At 59.1% G+C, this 26,472-nt stretch carries 16 protein-coding genes; 5 read left to right on the top strand and 11 right to left on the bottom strand.

The annotated features are described in order from the left end of the window. Nucleotides 1-15: 15 nt before the first annotated feature. From nadB to Mal65_RS18645, 4 genes are all read left to right on the top strand, one after another. The gene (nadB, locus tag Mal65_RS18660) at nucleotides 16-1,698 is read left to right on the top strand and encodes an L-aspartate oxidase (protein WP_145300997.1); all 1,683 of its coding nucleotides are present in this window, start codon (nucleotides 16-18) and stop codon (nucleotides 1,696-1,698) included. 189 nt (nucleotides 1,699-1,887) lie between these two features. Next, nucleotides 1,888-2,856: a lipase family protein gene (locus tag Mal65_RS18655; RefSeq protein ID WP_145300994.1), complete on the top strand. Its 969-nt coding sequence runs from the start codon at nucleotides 1,888-1,890 to the stop codon at nucleotides 2,854-2,856. A gap of 26 nt (nucleotides 2,857-2,882) precedes the next feature. After that, nucleotides 2,883-3,866, top strand: a complete 984-nt coding sequence (locus Mal65_RS18650) for an AAA family ATPase (protein ID WP_231131171.1) — start codon at nucleotides 2,883-2,885, stop codon at nucleotides 3,864-3,866. Nucleotides 3,867-4,029: 163 nt separating this feature from the next. After that, entirely contained in the window at nucleotides 4,030-7,170 is a 3,141-nt protein-coding gene (locus Mal65_RS18645; RefSeq protein ID WP_145300987.1) for a cadherin domain-containing protein, read from the top strand. A gap of 39 nt (nucleotides 7,171-7,209) precedes the next feature. Here the strand turns inward: Mal65_RS18645 and Mal65_RS18640 are convergent, their stop codons facing one another. From Mal65_RS18640 to Mal65_RS18595, 10 genes are all read right to left on the bottom strand, one after another. Continuing rightward, nucleotides 7,210-7,959 carry an ABC transporter ATP-binding protein gene (locus Mal65_RS18640; RefSeq protein ID WP_145300984.1) on the bottom strand — a complete coding sequence of 250 codons (750 nt, stop codon included), beginning with the start codon at nucleotides 7,957-7,959 and terminating at the stop codon, nucleotides 7,210-7,212. A gap of 117 nt (nucleotides 7,960-8,076) precedes the next feature. Continuing rightward, complete coding sequence (locus tag Mal65_RS18635) at nucleotides 8,077-9,690, bottom strand: ABC transporter permease (RefSeq protein ID WP_145300981.1); 1,614 nt, start codon at nucleotides 9,688-9,690, stop codon at nucleotides 8,077-8,079. A 105-nt stretch (nucleotides 9,691-9,795) separates the two neighbouring features. After that, entirely contained in the window at nucleotides 9,796-11,940 is a 2,145-nt protein-coding gene (locus tag Mal65_RS18630; RefSeq protein ID WP_145300978.1) for a multiheme c-type cytochrome, read from the bottom strand. 3 nt (nucleotides 11,941-11,943) lie between these two features. Next, nucleotides 11,944-13,329, bottom strand: a complete 1,386-nt coding sequence (locus tag Mal65_RS18625; RefSeq protein WP_145300975.1) for a DUF1573 domain-containing protein — start codon at nucleotides 13,327-13,329, stop codon at nucleotides 11,944-11,946. Continuing rightward, on the bottom strand, nucleotides 13,326-15,857 hold the full coding sequence (locus tag Mal65_RS18620; RefSeq protein WP_145300972.1) for an O-antigen ligase family protein: 2,532 nt from the start codon (nucleotides 15,855-15,857) through the stop codon (nucleotides 13,326-13,328). The genes Mal65_RS18625 and Mal65_RS18620 overlap by 4 nt, the downstream gene beginning before the upstream one ends. A gap of 130 nt (nucleotides 15,858-15,987) precedes the next feature. Beyond that, nucleotides 15,988-16,359, bottom strand: a complete 372-nt coding sequence (locus Mal65_RS18615) for a hypothetical protein (RefSeq protein WP_145300969.1) — start codon at nucleotides 16,357-16,359, stop codon at nucleotides 15,988-15,990. A gap of 230 nt (nucleotides 16,360-16,589) precedes the next feature. Next, nucleotides 16,590-19,958 (bottom strand): hypothetical protein, encoded by a 3,369-nt coding sequence (locus Mal65_RS18610; RefSeq protein WP_145300966.1) that lies wholly within the window; start codon nucleotides 19,956-19,958, stop codon nucleotides 16,590-16,592. Between the two features lie 108 nt (nucleotides 19,959-20,066). Continuing rightward, nucleotides 20,067-21,806: a hypothetical protein gene (locus tag Mal65_RS18605; protein ID WP_196784284.1), complete on the bottom strand. Its 1,740-nt coding sequence runs from the start codon at nucleotides 21,804-21,806 to the stop codon at nucleotides 20,067-20,069. 5 nt (nucleotides 21,807-21,811) lie between these two features. Further along, nucleotides 21,812-22,882 (bottom strand): glycosyltransferase family 2 protein, encoded by a 1,071-nt coding sequence (locus Mal65_RS18600; protein ID WP_145300962.1) that lies wholly within the window; start codon nucleotides 22,880-22,882, stop codon nucleotides 21,812-21,814. Next, nucleotides 22,879-24,069 carry a lysylphosphatidylglycerol synthase domain-containing protein gene (locus tag Mal65_RS18595; protein ID WP_165701377.1) on the bottom strand — a complete coding sequence of 397 codons (1,191 nt, stop codon included), beginning with the start codon at nucleotides 24,067-24,069 and terminating at the stop codon, nucleotides 22,879-22,881. Before Mal65_RS18595 ends, Mal65_RS18600 begins: the two co-directional genes overlap by 4 nt. A gap of 146 nt (nucleotides 24,070-24,215) precedes the next feature. On the opposite strand from Mal65_RS18595, the gene Mal65_RS18590 reads away from it, so the two are divergent. Beyond that, on the top strand, nucleotides 24,216-25,859 hold the full coding sequence (locus Mal65_RS18590) for an AI-2E family transporter (RefSeq protein ID WP_145300956.1): 1,644 nt from the start codon (nucleotides 24,216-24,218) through the stop codon (nucleotides 25,857-25,859). Between the two features lie 173 nt (nucleotides 25,860-26,032). On the opposite strand, the gene Mal65_RS18585 is transcribed toward Mal65_RS18590, so the two are convergent. Further along, a complete protein-coding gene (locus Mal65_RS18585; RefSeq protein ID WP_145300953.1) occupies nucleotides 26,033-26,407 on the bottom strand; it encodes a hypothetical protein in 375 nt (124 codons plus the stop codon). Nucleotides 26,408-26,472: the final 65 nt, after the last annotated feature.

Here is a 26,472-nt window from a genome sequence, read left to right as displayed (position 1 = left end):
AGACCTGCGACCACTATGACCCCACGATATTTGCTGCCCTTTGATTCGCGCCGTTCGCTGCATCGGTTCGCCGATGTCTTGATCATCGGTGGCGGACTTGCGGGGCTCCGTGCCGCCAACGCCGTGTCGCCTAACCAGTCGGTCTTGGTGGTCACCAAGGATCAGTTGCGGGAATCCAGCAGCAACTACGCCCAAGGGGGAATCGCCAGCGTCATCAACCCCGAAGACTGCTTCAATTCCCACATCCGCGACACGCTGGTCGCCGGTGCCAATCTATGCGACAGCGAAGTCGTCGAAATGGTGGTCCGCGACGGCCCCCAGCGGATCGAAGAATTGATCCGGTGGGGAACCCAATTCGACGAATTCGAAGGCGCGATCGCGCTGGGACGCGAGGGCGGTCACAGTTACCAACGGATTCTGCACGCCCACGGCGATGCGACCGGACGCGAAATCATGCGTGCGGTGATCGAACGGACGCGGAACGCGGAAAACATCGAAATCTTGGAAGACACCTTCACGGTGGACTTGCTGACCTACGAAGGCAAGTGCCGCGGTGCGGTGGTCGTCGGCTGTGGCGAAAAGAACGAAGACACACGGCCGATGATGGTCTGGGCTAAAGAAACGATTCTGTGCACCGGCGGTTCCGGCCAGGTCTATCGCGAATCGACCAATCCGCCGGTAGCCACCGGTGATGGCACCGCATTGGCATACCGTGCCGGCGTGGAGCTCCGGGACATGGAATTCGTCCAGTTCCACCCGACGGTGTTGTACATCGCCGGTTCGTCGCGATCGTTGATCACCGAAGCGGTGCGTGGCGAGGGCGCCTACTTGGTCGACAGCGAAGGGCATCGCTTCATGCCCGAATACGATTCGCGCGCCGAATTGGCACCGCGGGATATCGTCAGCCAGTCGATCGTCCGGCAAATGTCCCGCACCCAGCATCCCAGCGTCTATTTGGATTTGTCCCACTTGGATGGTGATCGCATCCGCGAACGATTCCCTGGGATCGCCGATGTGTGTGCCCGGTTCGGATTGGATTTGGCAAAGGACCGCATTCCCGTGCGTCCCGGTGCCCATTACGCGATCGGTGGCGTCACGGTGGATCGACAGGGTCGCACGTCGTTGCCCGGATTGTGGGCCGCGGGCGAAGCGTCCAGTTCGGGGCTGCACGGGGCCAACCGACTGGCCAGCAACAGTTTATTGGAAGGCTTGGTGTACGGTGCGTATGCCGGTGAAGCTGCGTCACGGTCAGCCGCCGAGGGCCCCCACCGGCTGTTGGCTCAGCGGATCCAGTCGGCGGTCAAGAACAGCACCACTGAATTCGATGTCGCCGATGTCCGTGTGTCATTGAAAAGTCTGATGGGCCGGTTGGTCGGGGTCGAACGAAGTGCCGAGGGCTTGCGTGAAGCGGCCAATTCGATCCATTCGTTCGCCGCGTACGTCATGGCGCACCAATTCGATACGGTCGGCGGCTGGGAATTGCAGAACATGATCACCACCGCCCAGTGCATGGTCGCCGCCGCCCAAGCACGGACCGAATCGCGGGGCGTTCACTTCCGTACCGATCATCCCGAAAGCGACGACGAAAATTGGCGTCGTCACTTGACGATTCAAGTGGACATCAACGGGGGGCACCCACGGCAAGGACCGCTGCAGACGGGCAGCGCCTTGCAGATCGATTCGCTCAAGCCGTGTTAAAATTTCGCGATACCGACGATTCACTCCGACGGTTTGTGTGGCAAACCTTCCGGCCGGGCCGGTTTGCGTGGACCAATTTCGCGGTAACTTGAAGTGGATCGTCCGGCGGCCCCCCGCTTTTGTTTTGTGTCCCGACGATCCCGTTGGTCTTTTTGTTTCTGAAATGGTTCCTTCAAGGAAGTGCGACCGATGACGAAGATTGTTCATGACAAGGGCGAAGTCCCCGTCGTCATTCATTCCAACGTCAAGGGACCGATCGGTGAAATGACGTTTATGCAGCGGTCGCTGCTGTTCGCCGAGCTTTCGATGGTTGCATACAACGATCCGGAGGAAGCCTCGGTCGCCGCGTCCATGGCGGGGTTCCCCGAATCCAACCTGTACGACAACGACGGTTCCCAGGCGTATCGTTTCCGAAACGAACACGATTGCGTGATCGCGTGCCGCGGTACCGAACCGAACGAATGGAATGACATTCGTGCCGATGCCAACGCCGCCAGCGTCTTGGCCGAAACGGTGGGCAAGGTCCATCGCGGTTTCAAACGCGAAGTCGACGATCTGTGGCCGATGTTGGAGGCCGCGCTCATCAGCAACGACCAGCCGTTGTGGTTTTGTGGCCACAGTCTGGGCGGAGCCATGGCCACCATTTGTGCCGGACGCTGTTACCTTTCCCACATCGCCAGTATGCCCGAACAGCTTTACACCTTCGGCAGCCCCCGCGTCGGCAACAAACGATACGTGAACTACGTCAGCCTGGATCACTATCGGTACGTCAACAACAACGACATCGTGACTCGCGTGCCGCCGGCTTGGATGGGATATCGCCACAACGGTCACGAAGTCTACATCAACCGGCATGGCGAAATCGGCGAACTGGGGATGGTGAAGAAACGCCACGACCGTTGGCGAGGTTTCGTTCAAAGCCTGACACGATGGAAGATCGATCACCTGAGCGATCATGCGATTCACGAATACATTGCTGCACTGGTGGCCGCGGTGGAAGAAGAACGTGCGGCATCCAAGTTGGGTGAATCTCCGGTGCAAGCCGATGACGTGGCGGGAGAAGCACCGGCACCACCAACATCACCGCCGGACGAGTCCGATCGACCGGTCGGTCAGCAATCTGGCGGTCAAACGACCGGTGCATCGGCGGGGGCATGATGAAGGATCATTCGGAAGCACAGCCGATGATGACCGACAATCGTCACGTGGAAATCGATGGCGTGTCGCTGAAGTTGGCACAGCCCCACAGCGCGCCCGCACAATGGATCGGACAACAAGAGATTTTGATGCAGCTGTTGGCATGCTGGATCGTTGTGGATGACAACGACCTGCCGCTGACGCCGCGTTTGATCGGTTCTCCTGGTGTCGGCAAAACGCAGTTGGCGATCGCCGCGGCGAATCAGCAGCAATTGCCGCTGTTCATTTATCAGTGCACCGCCGACACACGCCCCGAAGATCTGCTGATCACTCCGGTGCTCAGCCGGGGCGGCGAAATCGAATACCACGCGTCGCCGCTGGTTTCGGCCATGCTGTTGGGCGGCGTTTGCGTGCTGGATGAAGGCAACCGGATGAACGAAAAATCCTGGGCCTCGGTCGCGCCATTGTTCGATAGCCGCCGGTATGTCGAATCCATCGTGGCTGGAATCACCATTCCCGCCAATCGAGATTTTCGCGCTGCGGTGACGATGAATCAGGACGAATCAACGTTCGAGATTCCCGATTACATCCTCAGCCGTCTACAGCCGACATTGAAAGTCGGGTTTCCCAACAAGCAGGACGAAATGGCGATCCTGCAATACCACCTGCCATTCGCTGAGCCGGAAATGCTGGCGATGACGGTGGAATTTTTGCAGCGGTCGCATGAGTTGAAATTGGATTTTTCGCCACGCGACGGGATCAACCTGCTGCGATACGCGCTGAAACGATTGACCCAAGACCCGACTCACCCGATCGGACGTGATGCCGCTTGGCGGGAAGCTTTGGAAAAATGCCTGGGTGAAGACGCGGCAGACTTGGAATCCCTGGCCCAGCGGAAAAGCCGGACTCTGGGCGGTGACGCCGTACCGCTGGGGTTGGCCGATCTGTTCTTTGACGCTGACGATCCGCTGCACCCGGATCGTGACGTCGATGATGACGACGACGATGACGATGAACGCGGTGACTATTGAGCCCCTGGTTCTGACGCGGCCACGATCGCGTACCGATTCCGCAATGTGATCGTTTGAACCGCGGCCATGCCCAATTTGAGTGCATGGTCAGCTGTGCATTGATTTTCTCGGCAAGGTATCCTGTGGGGCCCTTGTTCCCACATCGATGTCGAGATAATCCGCGATGAAGAAAGTCCGTTCGCGACGCCGCCCACTGGCCATCGAAGCTTTGGACAGCCGCCGTTTGCTGGCGGCCCACATCAGCGAACTGTTGGTCGATCCATTGTTCGGTGACAAAGACACCACGCAAATGGTGGAACTGCGCGGCCAGCCGAACGCCACATTGCAACAGGGCACCTACCTGTTGGTCGTCAGCGAGCGTGGTCTGAACAAAGGCGAAATCCACGGCAAGTTCGATCTTAGCGGCCAGCAGTTCGGATCCAACGGATACCTGGTCATGCTGCAAAAGGACAGTCCGCACGTGGCCGATCCCGCGGCGAACACCCTGGTTTCGACCGAGACGGGATTCGGCGGTTTGCCGGGAGACTTGTACAGCGACACCCATGATTTGTCGGAACGAATCGACTTCATCATCGGTGCCAACGCTTACATTTTGGTCCAAACCGGGAATGAGCCGACGCTGGGGACCGATATCGACACCAACGACGACGGAGTGATCGACCCTGCGATCGCCGCGACGTGGCAAATTCATGATTCGATATCGCTGCACCCGTTTGTCGGGCGCGGCGACCTGGCGTATGGAAACATCGTCTATGCCGAAATCGGAACGGGGCTATCCGCCATCAATGCACCCCAGGCCACCGCGGTCATTGGTACCGAAGGGTTCGGCTATGCGGGACGCGTCGGCGAATCCAGCCGCAGTTTGCCGGAGGATTGGGTCGTCGGAACGGTGCAAAACGAGGCCGCAGCGGGTGATCCGGCTCGGTGGGCGCTGGCCGACAATCTGTTCGGTGAACCCAGCCAGTTTCCGTATGCCGGACGCGACTTGGACCACGTCGGCGGACCCAACTTTGTCGGCGGTGTTCGGGGCACGATCCGCGGCGAGATCAATCAAGGGATCGCCAATGTGACCGTCTTGGCCGACACCAATGGCAATGGACAACAAGACAATTTGCACTTCGTTGTCGATCCGGACGACGTTAGCACGCCCACGAATACCGGTGTGCCGCTGCTGAACGCGTTTGACGGTGCCACGGTTACCAACTTTGCCTTGGGCTCGTTTGCCGCGCACGAAGTGACCGCCGAGCGGGAGAAAGATTTTCCCAACGAGCGGACCAACCGTATCTTTGCCAAAGGCGGAATCGACTGGTTTGAAAACAGCAATGTTTTGCGGATCGATTTCTATCGGCCGGTCAATCGCGCGTCGATCGTAGCGATCGGCGACGACAACCCGCTGTCAAAAGTCTACGGACGTTTGCAGGCCTATACGGTCGACGGGCAACTGATCGACGAAACGGTCAGCGGGCTGTTGGTCGACAGTGCGCGACAGACGATCGAAGTGTCTTCTGGTGAAGACAACATCGCATACGTATTTGCCTTTGCCGATAACGATTACCCGGTCGACACCAAGGAAGGCGGACCGTTCGGGCGTTTCGATCGGCTGGAGTACTGGCAACACGAACCGACGGCCGTGACGGATGAGAATGGCGATTACGACATCCGCCACCTATTCCCAGGTCAATACAACGTTCAACTGTTGGACGAGAACTGGGTGTCATCGATCCAGCCGATCAACGTCCAGCAATACGAGAACTTTGTCTTCGATTTCACCGCGGGTCCGAACCAACCGCCCGCGATTGATTCGGCTGAATTCGCCGTGTCCGAAGACTCGGCGGCGGGCACCGTTGTCGGTACCGTCACGGCAAGCGATCCCAACGGCGATTCGATCACGTTTACTTTGGGGGGAACGCAGGACGAATTCGCCATCGATGCGGTGTCGGGGCAAATCACTGTCACCGAAAATGCGGAATTCAATTTCGAAACGCAGCAGCAATTCGAATTGGTCGTTGTCGCGACCGATTCACGCGGTGCAATGTCTGACCGAACGGTGATCGTCAATGTCACCGATGCCAATGAGCCACCAAGCCTTGGCGATGCGACGGCGTTTGTTGCCGAAGACCAACCGATCGGGACAGTCGTCCGGGAGTTGTTCGCACAGGATCCGGACGCCGACACTGTGTTTCAGTATTCCATTGTCGGTGGCAACGATGCCGGACTGTTCGAAGTGGAAGCATCCACCGGTAAGTTGTTGGTGGCACAGTCCCTGGACTTTGAAACCGTCAGTCGTGTCGATTTGCAAGTTCGCGTGACCGACAATGGCCAGCCCTCCTTGTTCGATGACGCGACCGTGACGGTGTTTGTCGCCGATGTGAACGAAGCTCCACAGTTGACCACCACCGTCGTAGAAGTCCCCGAGAATAAGACGGGGATTTTGGCCATGTTGTCCGCATTCGATCCGGAGGGCGGTCAGGGGGTGGCGTTTGAAGCGATCGGTGGCACGGCAATGGGGATGGTCACGCTGTTTTCGTCCGGTTTGTTGTCGTTGAACGAGAACGCCCGGCTGGATTACGAAAGCGGAAACCAATACACGTTGGATGTTAGGGTGACCGACACGGGCAACCCACCTCGGTCGACCGAGGCAACCATCGAATTGGTGATTCAAGACGTCAATGAACCGCCGAAGTTTGATTTGGAACTGACGCCTCCCGCCGCGGTGGCTGGCGAGCCGTATCGGTTTGAATTGCCGGCCGGCTATGCCAGTGACCCCGAAAATGATCCCTGGCAATTGCAGATCGATTTGGAATCGGCCGGTATGTCGCGCTGGGTCCAGTTCGATGCTGCGACGGGCGTGATCGAAGGCATCCTGCCTTCATCGTTGATCGGGCCTCACGAAATCAATGTTCGACTGATCAGCGAGAATGATCCGGAACTGTTTACCGACGAAACCGTTTCGGTCGTCGTCGGGGCCGGCCAACGTCCGCTGCAGAATCAGATGACCCGGCACGACGTGAATGCCGACAATGATGTCACCGCGTTTGATGCCCTGCAGATCATCAATTTCTTATCGCGGTACGGCGAATTGTTGGCTGCCGATGCCACGGTGCGGTTTGGTGGGTTTTACGACGTCAACGGCGACAACGACGTCACGTCATTTGACGCGTTGTGGGTGATCAATGAATTGGCCCGCAGCGGTGAATCCGAATCACGTGCGGGCGAAACGATGGCAGCGGGTGGAAACGTCATGGCTGATATCGACGAAGACGACCTGGATGCCGCCTTTGCCGAGTCCTCGTTCCTGTTCTAAGCCTGGCGCTGTGCCCGTGTCATAAACGCCACAGAATTCTTAAGCGATTTGCAGTTTCGGGGCGTCGGGCGATTCGGTTCGAGTGCGTCGCGGTGACAGCAACAATTGGCCGTCTTTCATTCGGTGACAGACGTCGGCGGTTTCGGCGATCGCATCATCGTGGGTGATCATGCAAATGGTCAGCCCCTCGTTTTCGTTTAGTCCACGCAACAGCCCCAGGATTTCGTGGCCGGTGTCGGTGTCCAGGTTTCCCGTCGGTTCATCCGCCAGCAACAACTGCGGATCGTTCATCAGCGAACGGGCGATCGCCGTGCGTTGCATTTCACCACCGCTCAGTTCGCTGGGTTTGTGGCTGGCACGCTGCAGCAATCCGACGCGGTCCAGCATTGCTTCGGCGTGACGACGGGTTTCTTTGCGGCTGCGGAAATAGTCCGTCAAGCTGCGGCCGATCATCGTGGGGGCCAGGACGTTTTCCAGTGCGGAAAGCTCGGGCAACAGATGATAGAACTGAAAAATGATGCCGATTTGCTTGTTACGAAAGCTGTCTCGGGTGCGACGGCTTGTGTTGTCGATTCGTTGCTGGCCGAAGTAAACCTCGCCTTCATCCGGTTGGTCCAGGGTTGCCAGGATGTGCATCAACGTGCTTTTCCCGCTGCCGCTGCGGCCGACCAAGGCTGTCACCTTGCCACGGGGGACTTCCACATCCACGCCACGCAGCACCGGGACTTCCAATTTGTCTTTGAAGTAGCTTTTCTTGATGCCTCTGGCGCTAAGAACGATGTCGGACATCGGTGGATCCTTGTTTGCGGTATGCCGTCGGCAGTGGCCGCTTTTCGGGTGACTTTTTGGGGGCGGGATGGTTTGGGGTGATCGGGATCGGCGCTGGTTTTGGCCGCGTCGCCCCTATCATTCGAATCGCAATGCGGCGACCGGGTGCATTCGTGCCGCTCGCAATGCGGGAAGCACGCTGGCGGTGACGGCGATGGCGATCGCACCGGCCATGACCCAGGTGATGGTGATCGGGTCGATGATGGTCGGGATTTCAGTGAAGTAATAGACGGTCGGATCGAAGACTTCCTGGCCCGTCGCCATTTCGACCAATTCAGCGATGCGATTGATATTTCGAACAAACAGCAGTCCGCCGACCAAGCCAACGCCACTGCCGACACCGCCCAGCAGAAGACCATAGCTAAGGAAGATGCTCATCACCCCGCCGCCCGATGCGCCTAGAGCTTTCAAGGTTCCAATGTCCCGGGTTTTCTCCACGACGATCATGAAGAACGTCGCCAAAATCCCAAACCCGGCGACGGCAATGATCAGGAACAGCAGGATGTTCAAAATGGTGGTTTCCAACTGGACCGCCGACAGCAACGGACCTTGCATGTCACGCCATGTTTGGATGTTCATCGAATAAACGTCCGCCGGGAATCGTTGACGCAGTGCATCGCGAACGGCGTTCAGGTTGGCCGATTCACGCAGTTTCAGTTGAATCGTGGTGACGCTGCGAACGTTGGTTTGGGGATCGACCATCTGGCGAAAGTCTTGCAGTTTGTCCAGCGGGACAAATGCAAACGTGCTGTCATATTCGCTCATTCCCGATTCGTACAAATCGACGACCGTGAATTTTTGATTGATGACTTTGGGGTTGTCCGAGGCGCTGGGGAACATCATGCGGATGTCATCGCCGGGGCGGGCAAAGTACGTGTCGTGAACATTGCCGTCGCTGTCACGCCACTTGGTGCTGCAAGTGCTGATCCCCAAGACGATCCCGGCGTATTGTTCATTGGCCGGATCAAATTCCGTTGCCGATTCGCCACCGCCCAGTTCATCTGGAACGGCGTTCTGCATGGACGGGCCGTTCATCCAGCTGGGGCCGCTGGCCAAACCCTCGTCGATCGGTGAATCTTCGCCGTTGGCATTGGGCGCGTCGGCCGGGAATGCGGCGTTGTCCGGGACGGCAAACTGTTGGCGAATCTGTTCGGCTCGTTCACGTTCTTGCCGCAACAGTTGTTGCTCCATGGCACGCCGCCGGCGATAGCTCCAACCGGCAATCGGAAAGCCTTCGCGTGATTCGGCATAGCCCCCATCACGAAGCTGGAAACTGACCGATTGGCGATTGTCGCGGTGGATCAGATAGCGGCCGAAATGGCTGACTTTGTCATAGGTCGCCGGGTCGATGCCGACCAATTGGACGTGACGGGTGATCACCTGCCCGTTGTGGTCGATGCCCAGCATGGCCGGGACATGTACGCTGTACGAAACGCCCTCGAGATCGTCACCGACGACCTTTCGGATTTCATCGACGTGAAATTCGGGGTTGGGCAGGCCGCCGCTGGCCCAAGATTCCAGCAAAATGTCGGACGCCAAGCCGTGCAGGCGTTCGTGCATTTCCGCCGCAAAGCCGCTCATCACGGCGTTGACGACGATCAGGGTCGCCACGCCCAGGGTGACGCTGATGATCGACGCGAGCGCGATGTACCGCGTGCGCAGGTATCGAAAACACAGTAACCAACGGTACATGGCCGTTCCTTCGGCGACGGGCGGGGCAATCCTTGTCCTTGCCGGCAGGATAGGCGATTCGCTTCGTCGCGGTAAACGGCAATCGGGCGTCGTGTCAGCGGTGGATCAGTCGACGCCGTAATGTTCGACTTCCGGCCAATAGACGTCTTCGAACGCGTTTTCGTCGTGGAAATCGGGGCTGTTATCCAGATCGTGGCATTCCATGCATTTTTCGCGGGCCTTTTCCAACGGTAGCTGCATTTCCCGACGCAGTTCTTCCAAGCGATCCTGGGTCACATCCAAATCCCCGGCTTCGGCGGCACTGTGATCCGCCCCAGGGCCGTGGCAGTTTTCGCAACCATTGCCGGTCAGGTGGTCAGTGGTTTCCAGCGACAGATAGCCCGAGTCATACGGATAGTACTTTTGCGGGTTCCAACCGGTGACGTGACAGCTGATGCATTCCGGGTCAAAGTGCCGGGCAATGTCACCGCGTTCCTTCGGCGGGCTGACGATGCTGTCGGTGGCGTGCACGTGTGGTGTTGATTCCCAGATTTCAAAGGCGGTGGTGTGGCATTCACCGCAAGTCGCACTGCCGACGAACCGTCCGCCGTCGGGATGCGGTTGCGGGTTGATGCCCAGGCCTTCCAAACCAAGATCACGAAGTTGTTCTTGGTAGGCTCTCATCAACTGACGCATTTCCGGAGCGTCGGCAAACTCATGGCTCAGCGGTACGCGTGCATAACGCAAGGAATCTTCCGGGTACAAAGCCACCAGACCGGCATACATGGCTTTGTCGCCGGTCACAATCATCTGCGTTTCGGTGCCGTCGATCGCTTGCGGCTGGAACGTCGGTTCGCCATAGCCGCCCGAAACACACAGCAAATCAATGCCATCGACGCGCTGCGCCAGCTTTTGCCCGGCTTCTTCGGTCCCGAAAAACGTGACGACCACCCAGTCGGGGGCGGAATTCTCAATTTCGGCCACCGCTTTCTTGGCGGATTCGACCGCCGGCTGGATCGTGACATCGGTGGCGACGGTGCCTTCGACAAATTCCGGATCCAACACCGTCGTGACGCCGACCGATACGCCGCCTTGTTGAATGATTTTGTGACTTGGCATCAGCGACGGGTCGTACAACACGACGTTGGCTGACACGTACAGGGCGTCGTCGGCCGATTCGGCGGCGGCTTCTTGGATCAGATCGCTAATCCCCAGCCGAACATCATCGGGGCCGAATCCAACCGCCTGGTAATTCATCGCCCGGAGCGCTTCGACGCTGCGGTGGTATTTGATTTCACCCTGGCTGCTGAAACGACGAATCAGGTTTCCCGTATCGATCGGGGCCAGCGTCCAGCCGGCGGATTTCAATTGGTCGAAAAAGGTATACCGGCGAGCCACCCCGCCCTTTTGACGATCCAGCCCCGTGCAACCACACGGTTCGATGTAACCGTGTTGTTGGCCGGTGAAGACCAGGGTTAAAGCCGGTTTGGGCCAGCTGCGGTAATCAATCGGCTGTCCCAGCGTTTGGTCAGCAGATTCTCGCAGCCGATTTTCCGGCGTCCCAGGCGATGGCGTTGATCGCAAAGCATTGGGCTGGGAATCGTTGTCAGTAGATTCATCGTCGCCGGAACCTTTGCCGGTGGGAACGTCCGCCGCGGCCAAGCTGATTTCGGCAGCGGGCCGCGACGATTTCGGCGTGATCGCCGTGACCGCACCCTCTTGAACGGAAGCTTCGGGACCTTCTTCGGACGCCGGAGCGGCCAGATCCAGCGGGTCCAGATCCAGTTGGTCACTGGGGGACGAAATGACCATTTCCGTTTCCGGTGCCGACAAGCTTACCGCGGGCGGTAACAGGTCGGTCGAATCCGACGCTGCATCGTCCAGGCCAAGGTCGGGCGGCGAAAGGTCGAAATCGGAGGCGACTGTCGAACCCGAATCAGCCGACGCGATTTCGCCTAGGGCGATTCCGCCTGGATCCAAGTCGCCCGGCAACGAAGACGGATCCGGATCGGCCCGCGGGGTTTGCCGAAGGTGGATGGTGGCGTGATCACCCGGATCGACGTCGACCAGCATCGGAGCTTCCGATGACGCAAGATCCTCGTTGGCATCCATTTCGGTTGCCAACGGCGGCGGCGTTTCGGGGCCGCCGCAACCGATGACGAAGACCAGCAATGCCAGCCCCCCGAATCGACCGATCAAACGGGCGTCCGAAGCTGACTTTGGATCCGTGTCGGCGGCGGACGGAGATGTCGATGTCGGGGCGGTGAACATGGTCTATTCCGAATGAGTGTCGTCGTTTTCGGAGTTCTCGGGTTCCGATGAAGGATTCGCGTCAGCGTCATCCGATGACGCATCGTCGATCGATTTGTCGGACGGTTGTTCTTGGGCGTCCAGCTGTTCCGCCTGCCACTGGCGTGCCGAAGGAAGCGAGAAGGTCAGATAAATCTTCATCGGCGGGACTTTCGAATTATCGGACTCGATGGTCACGATTCCGAAATCTTCTTCTACGGTCCCCAGTCGAGAAACCGCTTTTTCACCAGGTTTTAGCTCAATCGTCAGCCGGCGGAGCGACATTTCGCCCTGTCCGATGGGATCGCCCAAGGTCGCGGTGACGATATCCGCCGGTTCGACGTTGCCGATCGATAACTTGGTCGAATCCTTCATCGGTCCCTTCAGGGTGATGAAGGACTTGCCGCTCAGTTCATCTGGCGTCTTGGGACGCCCGAACTTGTAAATCCAACCGCCGCCGGTGACACCCGACAATCGCGGATTGGGGATCATGCTGAGCGCCCCGACGACACGGCCGACCACTTGCCAGTCCATCCGAACCGCTTCGGCCACGTCGCCTGATTCGTCGACCAGCACGCTGCCGTCGTCGCCGACCGGCGTGAATGTGAACCACAAGTTTTCGTTGACGGGACCTTGGCTGAGCCCCGGTTCGATATGGATAGAGACTTCGAACGCTTGTCGTGCCGCTTCGTGGACCGGGTCGTCGGGTTCGACCTCCTTGATGCTGAGCTTGGCAAATTCGGCCATCTCGTCGCCGCTGATCATGACATCGTCCGCACGAATCGGGCTATCGGAGTAGTTGTAGATCAGCGTTTTGATGTCCACCGCTTCGCCGGCCGCGACGTTGCCCAACGCCACGACGTCAGGATCCATCTTCAGGTCGCGGACAATCTGGCCGTGGATTTTCAGCCGGATCGCCACGTTGTGAGGATCATTGGTGATGATTTCTGCTGTTTGACTGAAATCATCACCCCGTGCGTTGACCGTCCATTCCAGCTTGACACGCGTGGTTTCACCCGGGGCCAGTGACGATGATTCGGGGGTGCCCAAGGTGCATTTGCAGGTTGATGCCCCCTGTCGCAACGTCAGGGGAGATTGGCCTTCGTTTCGAATCACAAAATAGTGTTCGCCTTTTTCGCCAACACGCATGATGCCAAAGTCATGCTCCATGCCCTGGGGCGTGGTGGCCACCGGCAGGTCATCGGGCAACGATTCGACATGCAGCCGCATGATGTTGTCCGCGGTGACCTCGCCATCCAGCTTCATCGGTCCGAACAGACCTTCGGCACCGCCGTACTTGGACACCACATGGCCATAGGCGAAAACGCCGCCGATCAATCCGGCGACCAACATGGAGACGATCAGTTTCATGATTCGGGCTGTGAATCGGAGTGGGAAGACTTCGAGATTTTGGCTGATACGGCGTTTTCGTCCAGAAGGTTCTGCAGCACTTCGCTGGCCGGTGCCGTTTGAGGACCAAAATTCGCCTCGTCCCCCACCACTTTGGGAAGGTAAATGAATTGGCGGTCCAGCCAGCGTTGGTAATTATTGCCCAGCTTGGACAACGTGTCCGCCGTGTCCGCCGCCCTTTCCGCACCCGCTTGGTCCCCCATGGCCTGGCGAACCGCCGCCAGTTGTGCCCAGTGCCACTGATGCGACGGACTGGCCGCGGTGGATTGGTTCAGTAGTTCAGCAGCGAAACTCAGATCGTCCGCAAAACCGAATCGCTGGTACACGTGCAGCGATTGACCGGCCAAGACGCGACGCACCGACGGCGAAACGCCACTTCGGCGAAGCGTGGTGTCGACCATGTTTTTCCATTGCTGGTGACGCCTCTGCACCTCCGCCGACGCATCGGACACACGGTCCGCTTGGGCATCACCACCGAACTGCGGCGGGGCGGCCAAAATTAGCCGCCAATGCGATGCGTCGGCGGCCGATAGAGCGGCACGGAAATCCCAGGGGTCGGCATCCACCGCTTGATTCAGCAAACGCCAAGCCTGGTCGACACGGCCGTCCATCAGACTGAATTCTGCCTGTCGGCTGAGCCGTGCGGCCTGCGTCACCGGGCGAATCGACCCGAAACCGATTCCGCAAACCAACACCATGCCGATCACTCCGATGGCAAGCCGCGGGTGATTCCAGCTTGAACGCGAATCGGGATCCACCGACACGGCGGAACGTGGCACCCATTGCGATGGAAACGCCAATGCCGCCAGAGTCCATCCCGCCAGGGCGACGCCCGGGACGGTCCAGCCGCCCGAAACCGTCAAGTGCAGCAATAGGCCGGCGATGGCGACCCGTGAAACGGAACGGACAACCGCATCATCCAACTCGACTTGCACAAAAGCACGCATCGCGACGAACCAGCCTCCGGCTAAGACGACGGAGGCCAAGACGGCTTCGATGGCGGGAGATGCTCCGATAACCCAGCGCGACATCAGGCACAAGATCACCCCGGCCAGAAAGCCACCCATAACCACTTGGTGGTCAAGTGTTTCGTTGGGGTTCGATTCGCCATGGCGATTCTCCGGTGCAGACGCATGTCTTTGGGATGCCAGCAGTGAAAGGAACCAGACGATCAGCAGCGCCGCTGCAAGGAACCCACCGGCCCCCAGTGTTTCCATCAAAAAATTATGGGGTTCGGCGATTTGTTCGTTCGCCGATGGTTCACGATACCGTTCATACAGCGACTGAAAGTTCCCCGGTCCCGCACCAAACCAGGGGTGATCCAGAGCCATTGCGGCAGTGCTTCGCCAGTACTGGAATCGAAACGCCAATGACATGGGGGCTTGCCGAACCCATTCTCCACGTCCAAAGGCGACTACCGCTGTCAGCGTGACCACGATCAACACGCCGATGCCGATCACCACCGGCTGCCAAGATCCCTGCTTGTTCGAGCGGGTCTGGTCTTCCGGTGAACTGACCGTTTCAGAACTATGCGTTGCACCGGAGTCTTGCGGGTCAGCAATATCCTTGACGTTGTTTTGACGACCGGCCCGGTTCAAGGATATGCAGCCGGCGGCCAACGATGTCAGCACTCCCGCCGCCATGCCGCTGCGACTGCCTGTGGCAACCAATGTCAGCACCAGGATCGCACAACCGCCAAGACCGATCGCTTTGTGAAGATGCCCAAGGGTGTTCCAAGACCGAACCAAAACGGCGACCGACAGCACGAGGCCGACCAACAACTGTGCGGCGAAAGAGTTGGCCAAGGCAAAGGTGCCGATCGGGCCGCCATCGTTCAAGCGATTTTCAAACGCCATCCGTTGGGCGGAACCCGGCGGTGCGTCAATCCCGACTTCGGCCAGCACACTTTCGGGATCGGCCGCGTAACGGGCACGGTCGGCGGGCAGGCTGATCCATTGTTGATGCAGGCCTTCAACCGCACCGGCCAGGCTGATGGCGATGACGATCAAAATCAGCAAACGGCGAATGGCTGCTTTGCCCGCGGTCAGTCGCCGCGCGCCGGTCCACCAGACCGCTGCCGCGACCCACCACCAGGCTTCATTGCTGGCCATGCGAAGGTTACCCGGTGGCGACGTTTGCCAGGACGCCAAGACGATCCATCCGGCGACGGCGAAGATCAGTAGGTCGGGAATCCAGGTCCTGCATCGCCCCGCCGAAAATTGAACGGGCGACTTTTGTGCGACGGTCACCCCGTCGGACGCCGACCACCATCCCGCCCAGCCAGCCAAGATGGCCAACAGGCAGACCCACAAGGCATCGCCCGATTCAACGGCCGTGCTGTCGGCCGGAAAGTAATGCGCGAAGACCAACGTGAACGCCAGCAAGCCAAACCCGGCTGACGTGACCCACGGCGAAGCGGATGCGGGGGCACCATGGGCGGCGGCTGGATCGGCAGGCCGACGCTTGGACTTGCCAGATCCTTGACGCACAGATTCAGACGACTTGTCGCGTCGGCGTTTTGATAGGGGCGTTTTGGTCAAGGCGCGGGGATCAGGGCCGTTCGGATGAAACGCCTGGAATGATCACGAGACACCAGGCAACGCCCAAAGTATCCGCGATTCAGGCCATCAGGTCCAAGTGGGGCGGCGGTGGATCGGGGTCATCGTCCGTCGGCGACGCATTGTCAGTGGGTTCCGGATCCGCCGAGGCCTGGGACGTTAATGGATCGGCGGATTCGTCGCCGTCTTGCAGGGAATCCGGATCGTCGTGCTTTTCGAACGTGTCCAACATCTGTCGCCCGTTTCCGTGGCGATCGCCGGTCTGTTCGCCGGCATCCACGGCGGCAGAATCGGCGTTTTTACCGCCGGGCTTTTCGGCCGTCGCCGCTTGATTGGACGCTTCGGTGGCGCGGGCGTCGCTTTCGCCGCCTTTGCCGGCTGCCAACTGGACACCGGCCACGATGCCGGCGGACTGAATCGAAGGAAGGCTCATCGTCAGATTCTCCTGATCAATGGCGTCGCCCCGATTTGATGGAAATCAGGACGTCAAGGAAATCGAATCATCAACGTGCAAGGTTCTGCTGGAAAATAAGTACGGTTTGCCGCGTTTAACGACGGGCGAATCAAAAGCAAAAGATGGCGATCAAAGCTGGTTGCCCGAAACAGATTCGGTATCAAGTTGCCAACCTGCGTTTCGGCGCGGGATGGATCTTCGTCGTGTTTCTAGTTTCGTAGTGGGGGCGGCACTTGGTTGGCCGTCCGCGGCGATCCGGTGGACCCGCCGGTATTCAACAATAGCTCCATTGTTTCACCCAAGTTGTCGAAAGCGCGTCTTTGAATGGTTTGGGCTCCGATCGGGCCTTTCACGTCCAGCGTCCATAGCGTGTAAGGCGTATCACGCAGAGGCCCGATTGCCTTGGTGAAAAAGTTTTGCGGGCTGACGCGGGTGTCCAGCGACAAATCCAGTTCTCGGCCCCGGGTGACCGTACCGCCGCCGTAAAAAGCCACCAGATCGCCCCACAACCGCAGGGTGTCGAAGTTGACGTCACGTCCGTCGATCGTGAACTTGCAATCGCCACTGGTGATCGCGACATCTTCAGAGGGACTGATCCGCAACTGATTGAATATCTGAATGATGAACGGCAGTTGATAGATGTTCGCACCTTCCATCTTTCCCTGGCCGAATCCGTGCAGGCGTTCCATGTCGCCCAGCACACCGCCCAGCCGCATCTGACCGTCCAGCGTGCCGGTCAGTCCGTGATCGGCATGCCCCAAATCGGCCAACAGCGTGGGCACGCGAGCTTTGACGATGTTCAAACCGACATCAAATTCACTAGCGGACAGATTGGCCAGCCCGTTGACACGAATTTGACCGCCGAAAAGTCGGCCTTCGATGGGACGTGCGGTCTGGCCGCCCGCTGGGCCCGGATTGGCGGACGCTGCGTTTTGCCCCAGTGCCATTTGGTCGTCGCGGATGACGAACGGGCCACGCAACCCTGTGATTTGGATATCGTCGACGTGCATCGAATCTAGATTGACGTTGCCGCGAGCGACCAAATGTACCCCGTCATGTTGTCCACTGATTTCAAGTTCGCCGCGTAGCGAATGCACACTGCCGGCGTCACCGATGCGATTGCCTTCCAGTTGGACTTTGTTGTCCCAACGCAGCACCGGCGACGGAAAAGCACCGCCTGGGAACAACACATCTGTTTTGCCGCGGACTCCCAGCGGTCCGCGAAGTTGCAGGCTGCGCATGGTCTGACGCATGGAATCCGGCAGGGCATCGATCAAATCCGAATCCGGAACCAATCGACTACCGCCGTTGACGTCCAAGGAAAGTTGCCATCGCCCATCGGGGACTTGTTGGCAGCTGCCGCTGGCGGTCAATCTGGACCCGCCGTGGCTGGCCTGCAGCCCTTCGATCGTGATTCGCTGACCATCAAAATGCACCTGACCGCCGATGACATCCAATCGATAGGGCAACGCAGTGGGACGCAGCGTCACCGATCGGTGATGTGCCTCCGGTGCAACCTTTTGTCGTGCAGTGACGTCCAGCTCGATCGGATTGGAACCCAAACGCGTGACTCGAACGTCCAAGTGATCTAAGACGCCGCCCGGGGCCAATGCATCCCAGGTGACTTGGCTGGATGACGGCAGTGCCGATCGCAGCGTGTCGTCGATGGATACGTCGCTGGCCGAAAACGTCAGATCCAATCGCCCGGACGGATCATCGGTTGCTACGCGTTTTCCGGGCATAATTTCAACGCCCGGGCGCTGATGATCCGCTGGTGGGTGGCCGGAGTCTTGGTGGATCGGCATGCGGTATCCGCCGTGACATCGGACCAGGCCGCCGCTGGCGCTGTGCCCGCGAAAACCCGTCAGCCGGACGTCACGATCCAAAATGCGAATGCCGCCTTGAACGTTGAACAACGGATAGCTGAAGGCTTGGTAATTCAGTCGCCCGTCCATCACAATCAATTCAAAGTCGCGGTGAACGACCCCCGCTTCGTCGCGCCGAATGATCGCCTTTTTGACTTGGACCGCACCGACAGGATCCAGCGACCGGACGAAAGATTCCAATTTGGATGTAGGCTGGCCGCGATGGGTCAACGACGCCAACAGGGCTTCGTCGATCGGTAGTGGCAGGTCCGTTTGAGCTTCGAATTGAAAGGGCCGGTCCGGCCTGGTCGGAACCGAAAACCGACACCGAAAGATGCGTCCCCCGGCACGGCCGTGCATCGATTCGCAAACCGCACGATCGTCCGCGACGTGAATCTGTCCCGTCAGTTGCTGGACCGGGTAAGGGAACTTTTCGTATTGAACGTCGATGCCTTTGCACTGAATGTCGGCTCGGCTGATCCATCGCCACTGGGGCAGCGGCGTCCAATTGGCATTTTCGGGACTGCCGTCTTTAAACTCCGGTGCAAGCTGGTGTTTTAGGTGTGCGTCGACATCCAGGTGACCGGTCGGACGCAAACGTTGCCAAAGGGTTTTCAGTTGATCCGGCAGCGCGCTGACAAGGCCGTCATCCATCAACAGCCCATCAGTGGTCACGTTCAGTTCAGCGGGGACCGGCCAATTCAGGCCATCGACGTGGCCGTCCAGGCGACAAACCGCGTCGCCGAACAAAGCTTGCGATGATCCGATTTGGATTCCCGCTGGTGTGACGACAAAGCGACCGCGGATCTGAGTCAAAGGCAGGGGAATGCGTGGATGTTGGAATTGTCCGTCGGCCACGGTGACGTCGGCTTGGTAGCGGATCGACGCGATGTCATCGGTAGCCCCTTCGGCACGCAATGAAAGATCCGCTATGAAATCCAAACCGCGAATTTCGTTGGCTTTGGACGACAATGACGGCGGCAAGCGGTCCAGCAGACGCCGATTCCATTGGGCATGACGTGCGGTGGCGGCGACTCGGAACCGACCGTCATCAACGACGCCGGTTAGGTTCAGCTGACGCAGGAAATGCGCGTCGGCTTGGACATCAAATTGGGTGGCCAGTTGGCCGTCGGCGTCATGGGACTTTAGCAGGACCGCTTTTCGCAGATTGATCGGGATCGCAGACGTCGCGCCCCGCGGGTCTTCCCACAACAGGATGCTGTTGCGGACCAGTGTTTTGGGGCAAGCCGGGCCGAAATTTGGCAACGGCATCAGCGTTTCCAGGCCGCAGCGGGCGTTTTGGTCAAGCCAAAGGTGGGCCTCCAAACCATCAATGACGATGCCATGGGTGACCAGCGGATTGGTCCGCTCGGCAACTTTTTGCCAGTCCCAATCGGCCTCGACCTGCATCTGGTCGATGTGAATTAGCAACCGTGGGCTACCGTCGACGCCGTGGGTGGGGTCACGGAATTCGATGTCCTCGAATGTAAGTCCGACGTCTTCGTCAAAGTTGCCGCGTCCGATGGAAACGATCAGGTGCGGGTAGTGGGTCTGCAGTTTTTGCAGCAAAACCAGTCGCGCCTGCTCTCCGACCGTATCGGGCAGCGAAGCCTGGCCCAAAATCAGCACCAGCAAAATCAACAGCGCAATCAGAAACGTCCCCGGACCAAAGGCCGAGGGCCTGGGCTTCGACGTGGCTTCCGTGCCGTTCAAGCTGGATCGCGAAAAAGTTAGCGTGGATTCCTGTTGCCGAAAACGTTTTCTCGGCAAACGCGCCCACCGGTCATGTGGGCGCGGTGACCGGCGATGGTAGTGATCCGGTCAGCCGTCCAGCCAGCCCAAAAAATCCCAGTACCGGTACAGCCAGGGGGAATGCCAAGGCGAATCCAAAGCCGTGGACATGGAAAAGACGCTCAGGCCCAGCAAAACGATGATCGTGAAACGTCCCCAACGGGACCGTGAAACACGATCGATCGCGGGGACACAGCACAGCAACCACAGCGGTGCGAACCACAGCATCCAACGAAAACACGTGCTGACGCCCCCATAATTGCGGTCGATCTTGGGACGTGCCATGTAGAACGCGAAGCAAACCAGCGAAGCGATCATGATGGCAAACAGCATCGCGCGAACCGCTCGATCGTCGGACAGTTGATAACCGTCTTGATCACGAACATCGGTTCGCCAAGTTCCCGCGACCGCGATCAGCCATCCCAGTGGCACCAGGCACCAGAGCGGCGTCAGCGAAAACAGGCCGTGGTGCCCCACGGTCGCGTTGAAAAGGTAGGTCCATCGCGACGGTTCACCACGATCCACACCGCTGCGCTCGGTCTGCCAATAGCTGCCCGGATACTCATACCAATCATCCCACTGATAGATCCGCCAGCGTGAAGCCGACTGGACCGGATTCTCGGCAACTTTGTCAGTCGCCACATCCGCGGTGACGGCAAACCAACGCTGTGCATTGGTCACCGCACGCCATCGGCCCGGTTCATCAGAGTCGACCACTGATTCGACGGTCTCCTGTGGATCCAAAGCTTTGGCGGAACGCAACGGACCGGTGATCGCGTCAGCGGCCAGATTCGGTTCGACGGCATCCATGGTCGCCACCAGTGGGCCGACGCCGCGATGGGCATACGGGGGACGCAGACTTTGATGTGCCATCCAGTTGGTCCAGAAGAACGCGACGGCCACCACGCCGATCCCCATGGTGTAGCCGACGACCGTGCGGCGGTCCCAATACAAGAACAGCAATCCCCACAACCCGACCATTGACAGTGCGGGCAATTCATTGGCAGCCACCCATCCCGATGCGACGCCGGCCAGCAATGAAACCAACAGACAAGGCATCCAGCCGGAACGATCTCCGGTGCGTTGGTTTGTGTCGACACCGTGACGGCCGGAAAGCCAAAGGAACAACGCGGCCACCACGGCCGTCGCGGATGCCGCCGGCAAATGATTGTTCAGCGAAAAGGAAAACGGGATCAGCATCGTGCCAAAGCATGTCGCCGCCGAAAGTATCCGTCGTGTCCAATCAGACGACGTCATACGATGGACGCTAAAGATCGTCGCAACACAGAAGGCCAGCAGCATTGGCAAATTGACCAGTGCCAAAATGATCCTTGCCAGATAAATCGGCTGTTGCGTCAGCGTCATTGCCGTGCACTGATTCACCCCCCAGTACAGCCAAGCGACCAGCACGGGGAACAATGGCGGTTTGCTGCTGTAATCGTGTTGCCGACCGTCTTCACCGCGATGTTGAACGCGATCGATCGTTTGCCAGTGCCGGCGTCCTTTGGCATCTTTCAAACGCATTTGGCGGTCGATGGCAAAGGTGCCGTCTTCCACCAACGCGGCGATCGTGCACCAGCGACTGCGGTCATTGGCCGACAAAAAAGCGGTGCTGCCTTCGCGACTGCTGACCGTTGCGATCCGCCCGGCCGCGATGGCCAGGGCGATGACCACCATCACGACGTAGTGGTGTCGCACAGAAAACAGGGAACCGACCGGTACCGAATCTTGGTCGTGCAAACGCGGCGGACTGGTTGGGGATGATGACATGAAGCCTACGATTCGTTCGATGGCGTTTCGGTGGAATTTTGTCTGTGATCGGACGATTCGTCGCGGCGAAAGCCGACGCGTTTGGCGACGCTGGCGGCCGGGCGACGACCGGGTTGCTGGCTGACGATCAATTCAGCCAGCAGTCCAGCCAGCATGAACTGCGCACCCAACAAGACCGCCAAAATGCAGTAGTAAAAGATCGCCGTTTCATGCAGGTGCAGGACGTCGATCGAAGCAAAGGTCCGCGAAAGGACCCACATCATCGACAGGTACAACATGCCGATGGCACCGGCGGCAAAACACAACACCCCGACCCCGCCGATCAAGTGCAGCGGGCGTTTACCAAAGGAGGTGATGAAATAGATCGTCAGCAGATCCAGGAATCCCTTCAAGATCCGAGAGACACCGTACTTGCTTTGTCCAAACGGGCGCGCGTGGTGCTGAACGACGATTTCGCCCACTTTCCAACCACGTTCAGCGGCTAGGACGGGGACGAATCGATGGCGTTCACCGTACAGCCGAACTTCGTCGAAGACTTCGCGGCGATAGGCTTTGAAACCACAGTTGTGATCGTGAAGTTGCACGCCGGTCAGCCCGCTGACCAAGCGATTGAAGACTCGGCTGGGCCAGACTTTGTGCCAGGGATCGTGACGGACTTTCTTCCACCCGCTGACGACGTCCAACCCCTGATCAATCTGCTGCATGAAACGCGGGATTTCTTGCGGGTCATCTTGCAAGTCCGCATCCATGGTGATGATCACTCGCCCGGTCGACGCGGTGATGCCGGCTTCCAACGCCGCCGCTTTGCCAAAATTGCGACGCAGCTTGACCCCGTGCGTTCGCGACGACTGGGCGACCAGTTGTTCGATGCGTCGCCACGACTGGTCGGATGATCCGTCGTCGATAAAGATGATTTCGGTCGCAATGCCGGCGCTGTCGACCGATTCGGTGATCGCATCGTGCAGGGCTTGCAACGAGTCTTGTTCGTTGAAGGTGGGCACCACGATTGCCAAATCGGGGCGTCGATGTTGGAGGGCGGCCGGAGGTGGCTCGACGGCCAAAGCGGTATCGTTCATGCCGAGTCCGTGGAGGCGGAAGGTGCGGTCGCCGGGGCGGGGCCCACTGTCGATGACGCATCGACGCGAAAACGCAGCCAAGCCTGCGCCGCCAACGCCATCGCGCATTCGACGACCAAAAATACAACTCTAGCCGCAATCGCCGACAAGAGTGCAGCGGCGGGACCGACCAGCGGCGCCAAGAGTGTCGTCAGGACCAATTCACGCACCCCCGCACCCCCGGGGATCAGTGACGCAAATCCGATCACCATTGCCAGGCTGATCGATGCGGCACTGGCCAACGCCAATCCGGCGAGGTCCACCGTCGCGGACGATTCCAACCAGCCCGCGGAATCTGAATCCGACGCACCGTGTGGGATCGCGGCAACCAACAGCGTGAACGCGGCGGCGATGCCGATCCATGCCAGCAAGCTGTAACCCCACCCGGCGATAAACAAGCCGGCGTCCCAGTGATTCAGCGGGTTCGATGGATTGTCGCCGCCCGCGGAACGCGACCGGGCGACTCGGTCCACCACTCGGTTCAAAATTGGCGGCACCGTCGGCAGTGTCGCAACCGCGGCCACAACCAAGGCCGACCATCGCATCCACGCGGGGGCGGGAAGAAAGCAAATGATCAATCCGCCCACAGTGCCGCCCACGGCCATCATCAACAAGGTTTCGATGAATACTGCGATTCCGGCGGGGACCACCGCCACGCCCTGCCGACGCATCACGTCCGCACGCAAGACGACCACCATCGCTTTGCCGGGAACATACTTGCCCAAGTGCCCGATCAATTGGGCGGCCACCGCGACCCCGGGACGGCATGTTTGTCCCATTGCCAAAACGGCGCGGCGTAGCAGCAAGCCGGGCGGCATCAGCGATAACGCATAACAGCACGCAGCCAGACCGATGTAACCCCAGCGCAGATTGGAGGCGCGGGGAACGGATTTCGCGACCTTGGATCGCTGCAGCCTCAGCGCCGCTTGGTCATCCGACCCGCCGGCGGCGGATTGAATCTGGCGGTCCAATTCGCTCAGGCGACTTTCGGCCGATCGAACCTCCGCCTGCCATTGCTGGACTGCTTTTCGACCGGCTGCTGCCAAGCCCACCAGGACCAGCACGAACACCAAGCGTCTTGCCCACCGGATCAGCGGCTTGAAGTTGCGTTTGGGAGGACGAGTTTCGGAATCGATCGGGCTGGACAACGCGCTGGATCGGCGGCAGGGAGTGCGGGAATGCGGCAAGATTGTCTTTGCACCGCGACGCCGATCATCCACAATCCCGCCGGCGGATACCAGTTGTTCGGTTCCCCTTTTGCCGCCCGACTTCCAACCCCGATGACTGACTTCCGATGAAGGATTCTGACGACCCGGCCGATCCAAACCCTGCGGCCTCCTCCGGCGACGTTGATGGCGGGGACGCGATCGATCGTGATGCGGACACCGGCAAGGCATCATCCGATCCGGCGACCGACCGCCCCGTTTCGACGGTGGGAACGCACCAGTCGGCGGCCTCCAGCTTGTTCAACAGCTTCCCATCGCTGTCGCGGATCATGTCGGTGGTGGTGTTGGTGATGGTCATCATCGCCGTCGGCTTGTTGTTTTACAAAGTCATGGCGGGATTCTTCGTCCCGTTGTTCCTGGCCGTCTTGCTGGTCGTGATCTTTCGCCCGGTGCACATGTGGATTCTGCACCGGATGGGCAATCGTCCGCGGACCGCCGCGGCGATCACCACCGGGTTGATTCTGACCATCGTGTTGATGCCGTTGCTGTTGCTGGTGGTCGTCGCGGTCGGACAGTTTGCTTCGGTATTGAAACAAATCGACGCCGGCAGTCTGAAGCGGGCGATCGAACGAGGTCGCGAACAGACGGCTTTGGCGGTGCCGCATCCCGAATATTTTCGCCGCCTTGATGAAATCGTCATTCGGTTGCAGTCCAGCGAGCCCCAGCACATCGAAACGTCCGAGGTCTTGCAGGCCAAAGACATTCTGGGGTCGCTGCAAAACGATGAATCCATCAGCCAGTCGGCACGCGACGCCGCCACGCCGGCCGCCGTTTCCGCCGCCGAGTCATTGGACGAATTGTTAAGCGAGATCAAAGGCTGGCAGAATCGGGAATTTGACGATCCCGTTGCCCGGTCGTATGTCGAAGACCTGGATTTGATGGCACGCCTGCAACAATTAAGCGACGATGCAGGATCCAAAACCCGACGTTGGATGCAAGAGATTCTGGGGGGATCGATCTGGGGCCCCATCCGCTTGGCGGCCAACCTGAGTGATGACGAAATCGACCGAATGATTCTCAGCACTCGAGACACGCTGCAACCCTGGTTCGTTCAGTTCACCAGTCGCACCGGTGGGTTCTTGGTGACTCTGGGGATTGGCATCCTGATCATGGTCATCTCGGTCTACTTTTTCCTGATCGATGGTCCGGGGATGGTCCACACGCTGATGCGGCTAAGTCCCATGGACGACAACTACGAACGTCGGCTGTTGATGGAATTTGATCGGACCAGTCGTGCCGTCGTTCTGGCATCGGTGCTAAGTGCGCTTGCCCAGGGTGTCTTGGCGGCGATCGCCTATTTCTTTTTGGGGTTTTCCGGTTCGGTCGTGCTACTGTTCTTGGCGACCACGGTCATGGCGCTGGTGCCGTTTCTTGGGGCGGCGTCGGTTTGGGTGCCCTGTGTCGTTTGGCTGGGGCTGGTGGAACGCCAATGGGGACAAGCCATTTTTCTATTGATCTATGGAACGTTGGTGATCAGTTCGATTGACAACGTCATCAAAGTCTTCGTGTTGCACGGACGATCGCAGCTGCACCCGCTGTTGGCACTGCTCAGTGTGCTCGGCGGCGTCGGCGTCTTTGGTCCGATCGGGATCTTGGTCGGTCCCATGGTCGTGGTGTTCCTGCAGACCCTGTTGGAGATTCTGAATCACGAATTGGCCAAGGGCGACTTTCACATTCGGCCGAGCGATGGGGCGGACGAAACCACCGCGTAGGCACACGGGCTTCGTCGGCTGTCTTTCGGCAACGGTGGGGCGGAAGGTCGGCATCGCGGCACCGTAAACCCCTCACCTTGCGGGGCTGCTTGACCGTGGCCGCGGCGGAAACGCTCGACGACATCGACCGAGTACCAAGCCGTCGCTTGATCCCGGGTTTGCAGATTTGAGCGTCAGTTGATTTCGTCGTAGACCAGGGTCTCGCCCATCCAGATACGAAATCGTCGGATCCATAGGAATCGAGAGAAGTCGATTTCCATTCGGCATGTTCGCTGTTCCGGATCAACCGCCGGAGGAAGCCGGAACTCCGCTTTGCGGTGGATGATCAGCCAGCTGATTCGAAACCAAACCAAGTGTCCCGCGAATTCGATTTTCTGCCGAAACCATCGGCCGTCATATAGAAGCGTTCCCGGGAAGGGACCCATGACGTTCAAGCGGCGGTAAAGAAAGTTTTTGCCCTCGCATTCGGCCAGTTCCGTGAAGACGCCTTGGCGCTCCTCGGGCAGATTGATCGTCGGTGCGAAAGGGTTGATCGTCGGTGGTGACATCAGACCGACTCCAGGTGGCAGTAAGAATGGAGGGTTTGGTGTGCGGCAAGTGAGCGTTTTGGCGT

It is taken from the genome of Crateriforma conspicua, from assembly GCF_007752935.1.
GTDB classification, from domain to species: Bacteria; Planctomycetota; Planctomycetia; order Pirellulales; family Pirellulaceae; genus Crateriforma; species Crateriforma conspicua.
This window is presented reverse-complemented; position numbering and strand designations above follow the sequence as displayed.

Bases quoted from the DNA above. Each gene is read 5' to 3' on its own strand.
- nadB (WP_145300997.1), top strand. From the start codon at position 16: ATGACCCCACGATATTTGCTGCCCTTTGATTCGCGCCGTTCGCTGCAT.
- Mal65_RS18655 (WP_145300994.1), top strand. From the start codon at position 1,888: ATGACGAAGATTGTTCATGACAAGGGCGAAGTCCCCGTCGTCATTCAT.
- Mal65_RS18650 (WP_231131171.1), top strand. From the start codon at position 2,883: ATGATGACCGACAATCGTCACGTGGAAATCGATGGCGTGTCGCTGAAG.
- Mal65_RS18645 (WP_145300987.1), top strand. From the start codon at position 4,030: ATGAAGAAAGTCCGTTCGCGACGCCGCCCACTGGCCATCGAAGCTTTG.
- Mal65_RS18640 (WP_145300984.1), bottom strand. From the start codon at position 7,959: ATGTCCGACATCGTTCTTAGCGCCAGAGGCATCAAGAAAAGCTACTTC.
- Mal65_RS18635 (WP_145300981.1), bottom strand. From the start codon at position 9,690: ATGTACCGTTGGTTACTGTGTTTTCGATACCTGCGCACGCGGTACATC.
- Mal65_RS18630 (WP_145300978.1), bottom strand. From the start codon at position 11,940: ATGTTCACCGCCCCGACATCGACATCTCCGTCCGCCGCCGACACGGAT.
- Mal65_RS18625 (WP_145300975.1), bottom strand. From the start codon at position 13,329: ATGAAACTGATCGTCTCCATGTTGGTCGCCGGATTGATCGGCGGCGTT.
- Mal65_RS18615 (WP_145300969.1), bottom strand. From the start codon at position 16,359: ATGAGCCTTCCTTCGATTCAGTCCGCCGGCATCGTGGCCGGTGTCCAG.
- Mal65_RS18605 (WP_196784284.1), bottom strand. From the start codon at position 21,806: ATGTCATCATCCCCAACCAGTCCGCCGCGTTTGCACGACCAAGATTCG.
- Mal65_RS18600 (WP_145300962.1), bottom strand. From the start codon at position 22,882: ATGAACGATACCGCTTTGGCCGTCGAGCCACCTCCGGCCGCCCTCCAA.
- Mal65_RS18590 (WP_145300956.1), top strand. From the start codon at position 24,216: ATGAAGGATTCTGACGACCCGGCCGATCCAAACCCTGCGGCCTCCTCC.
- Mal65_RS18585 (WP_145300953.1), bottom strand. From the start codon at position 26,407: ATGTCACCACCGACGATCAACCCTTTCGCACCGACGATCAATCTGCCC.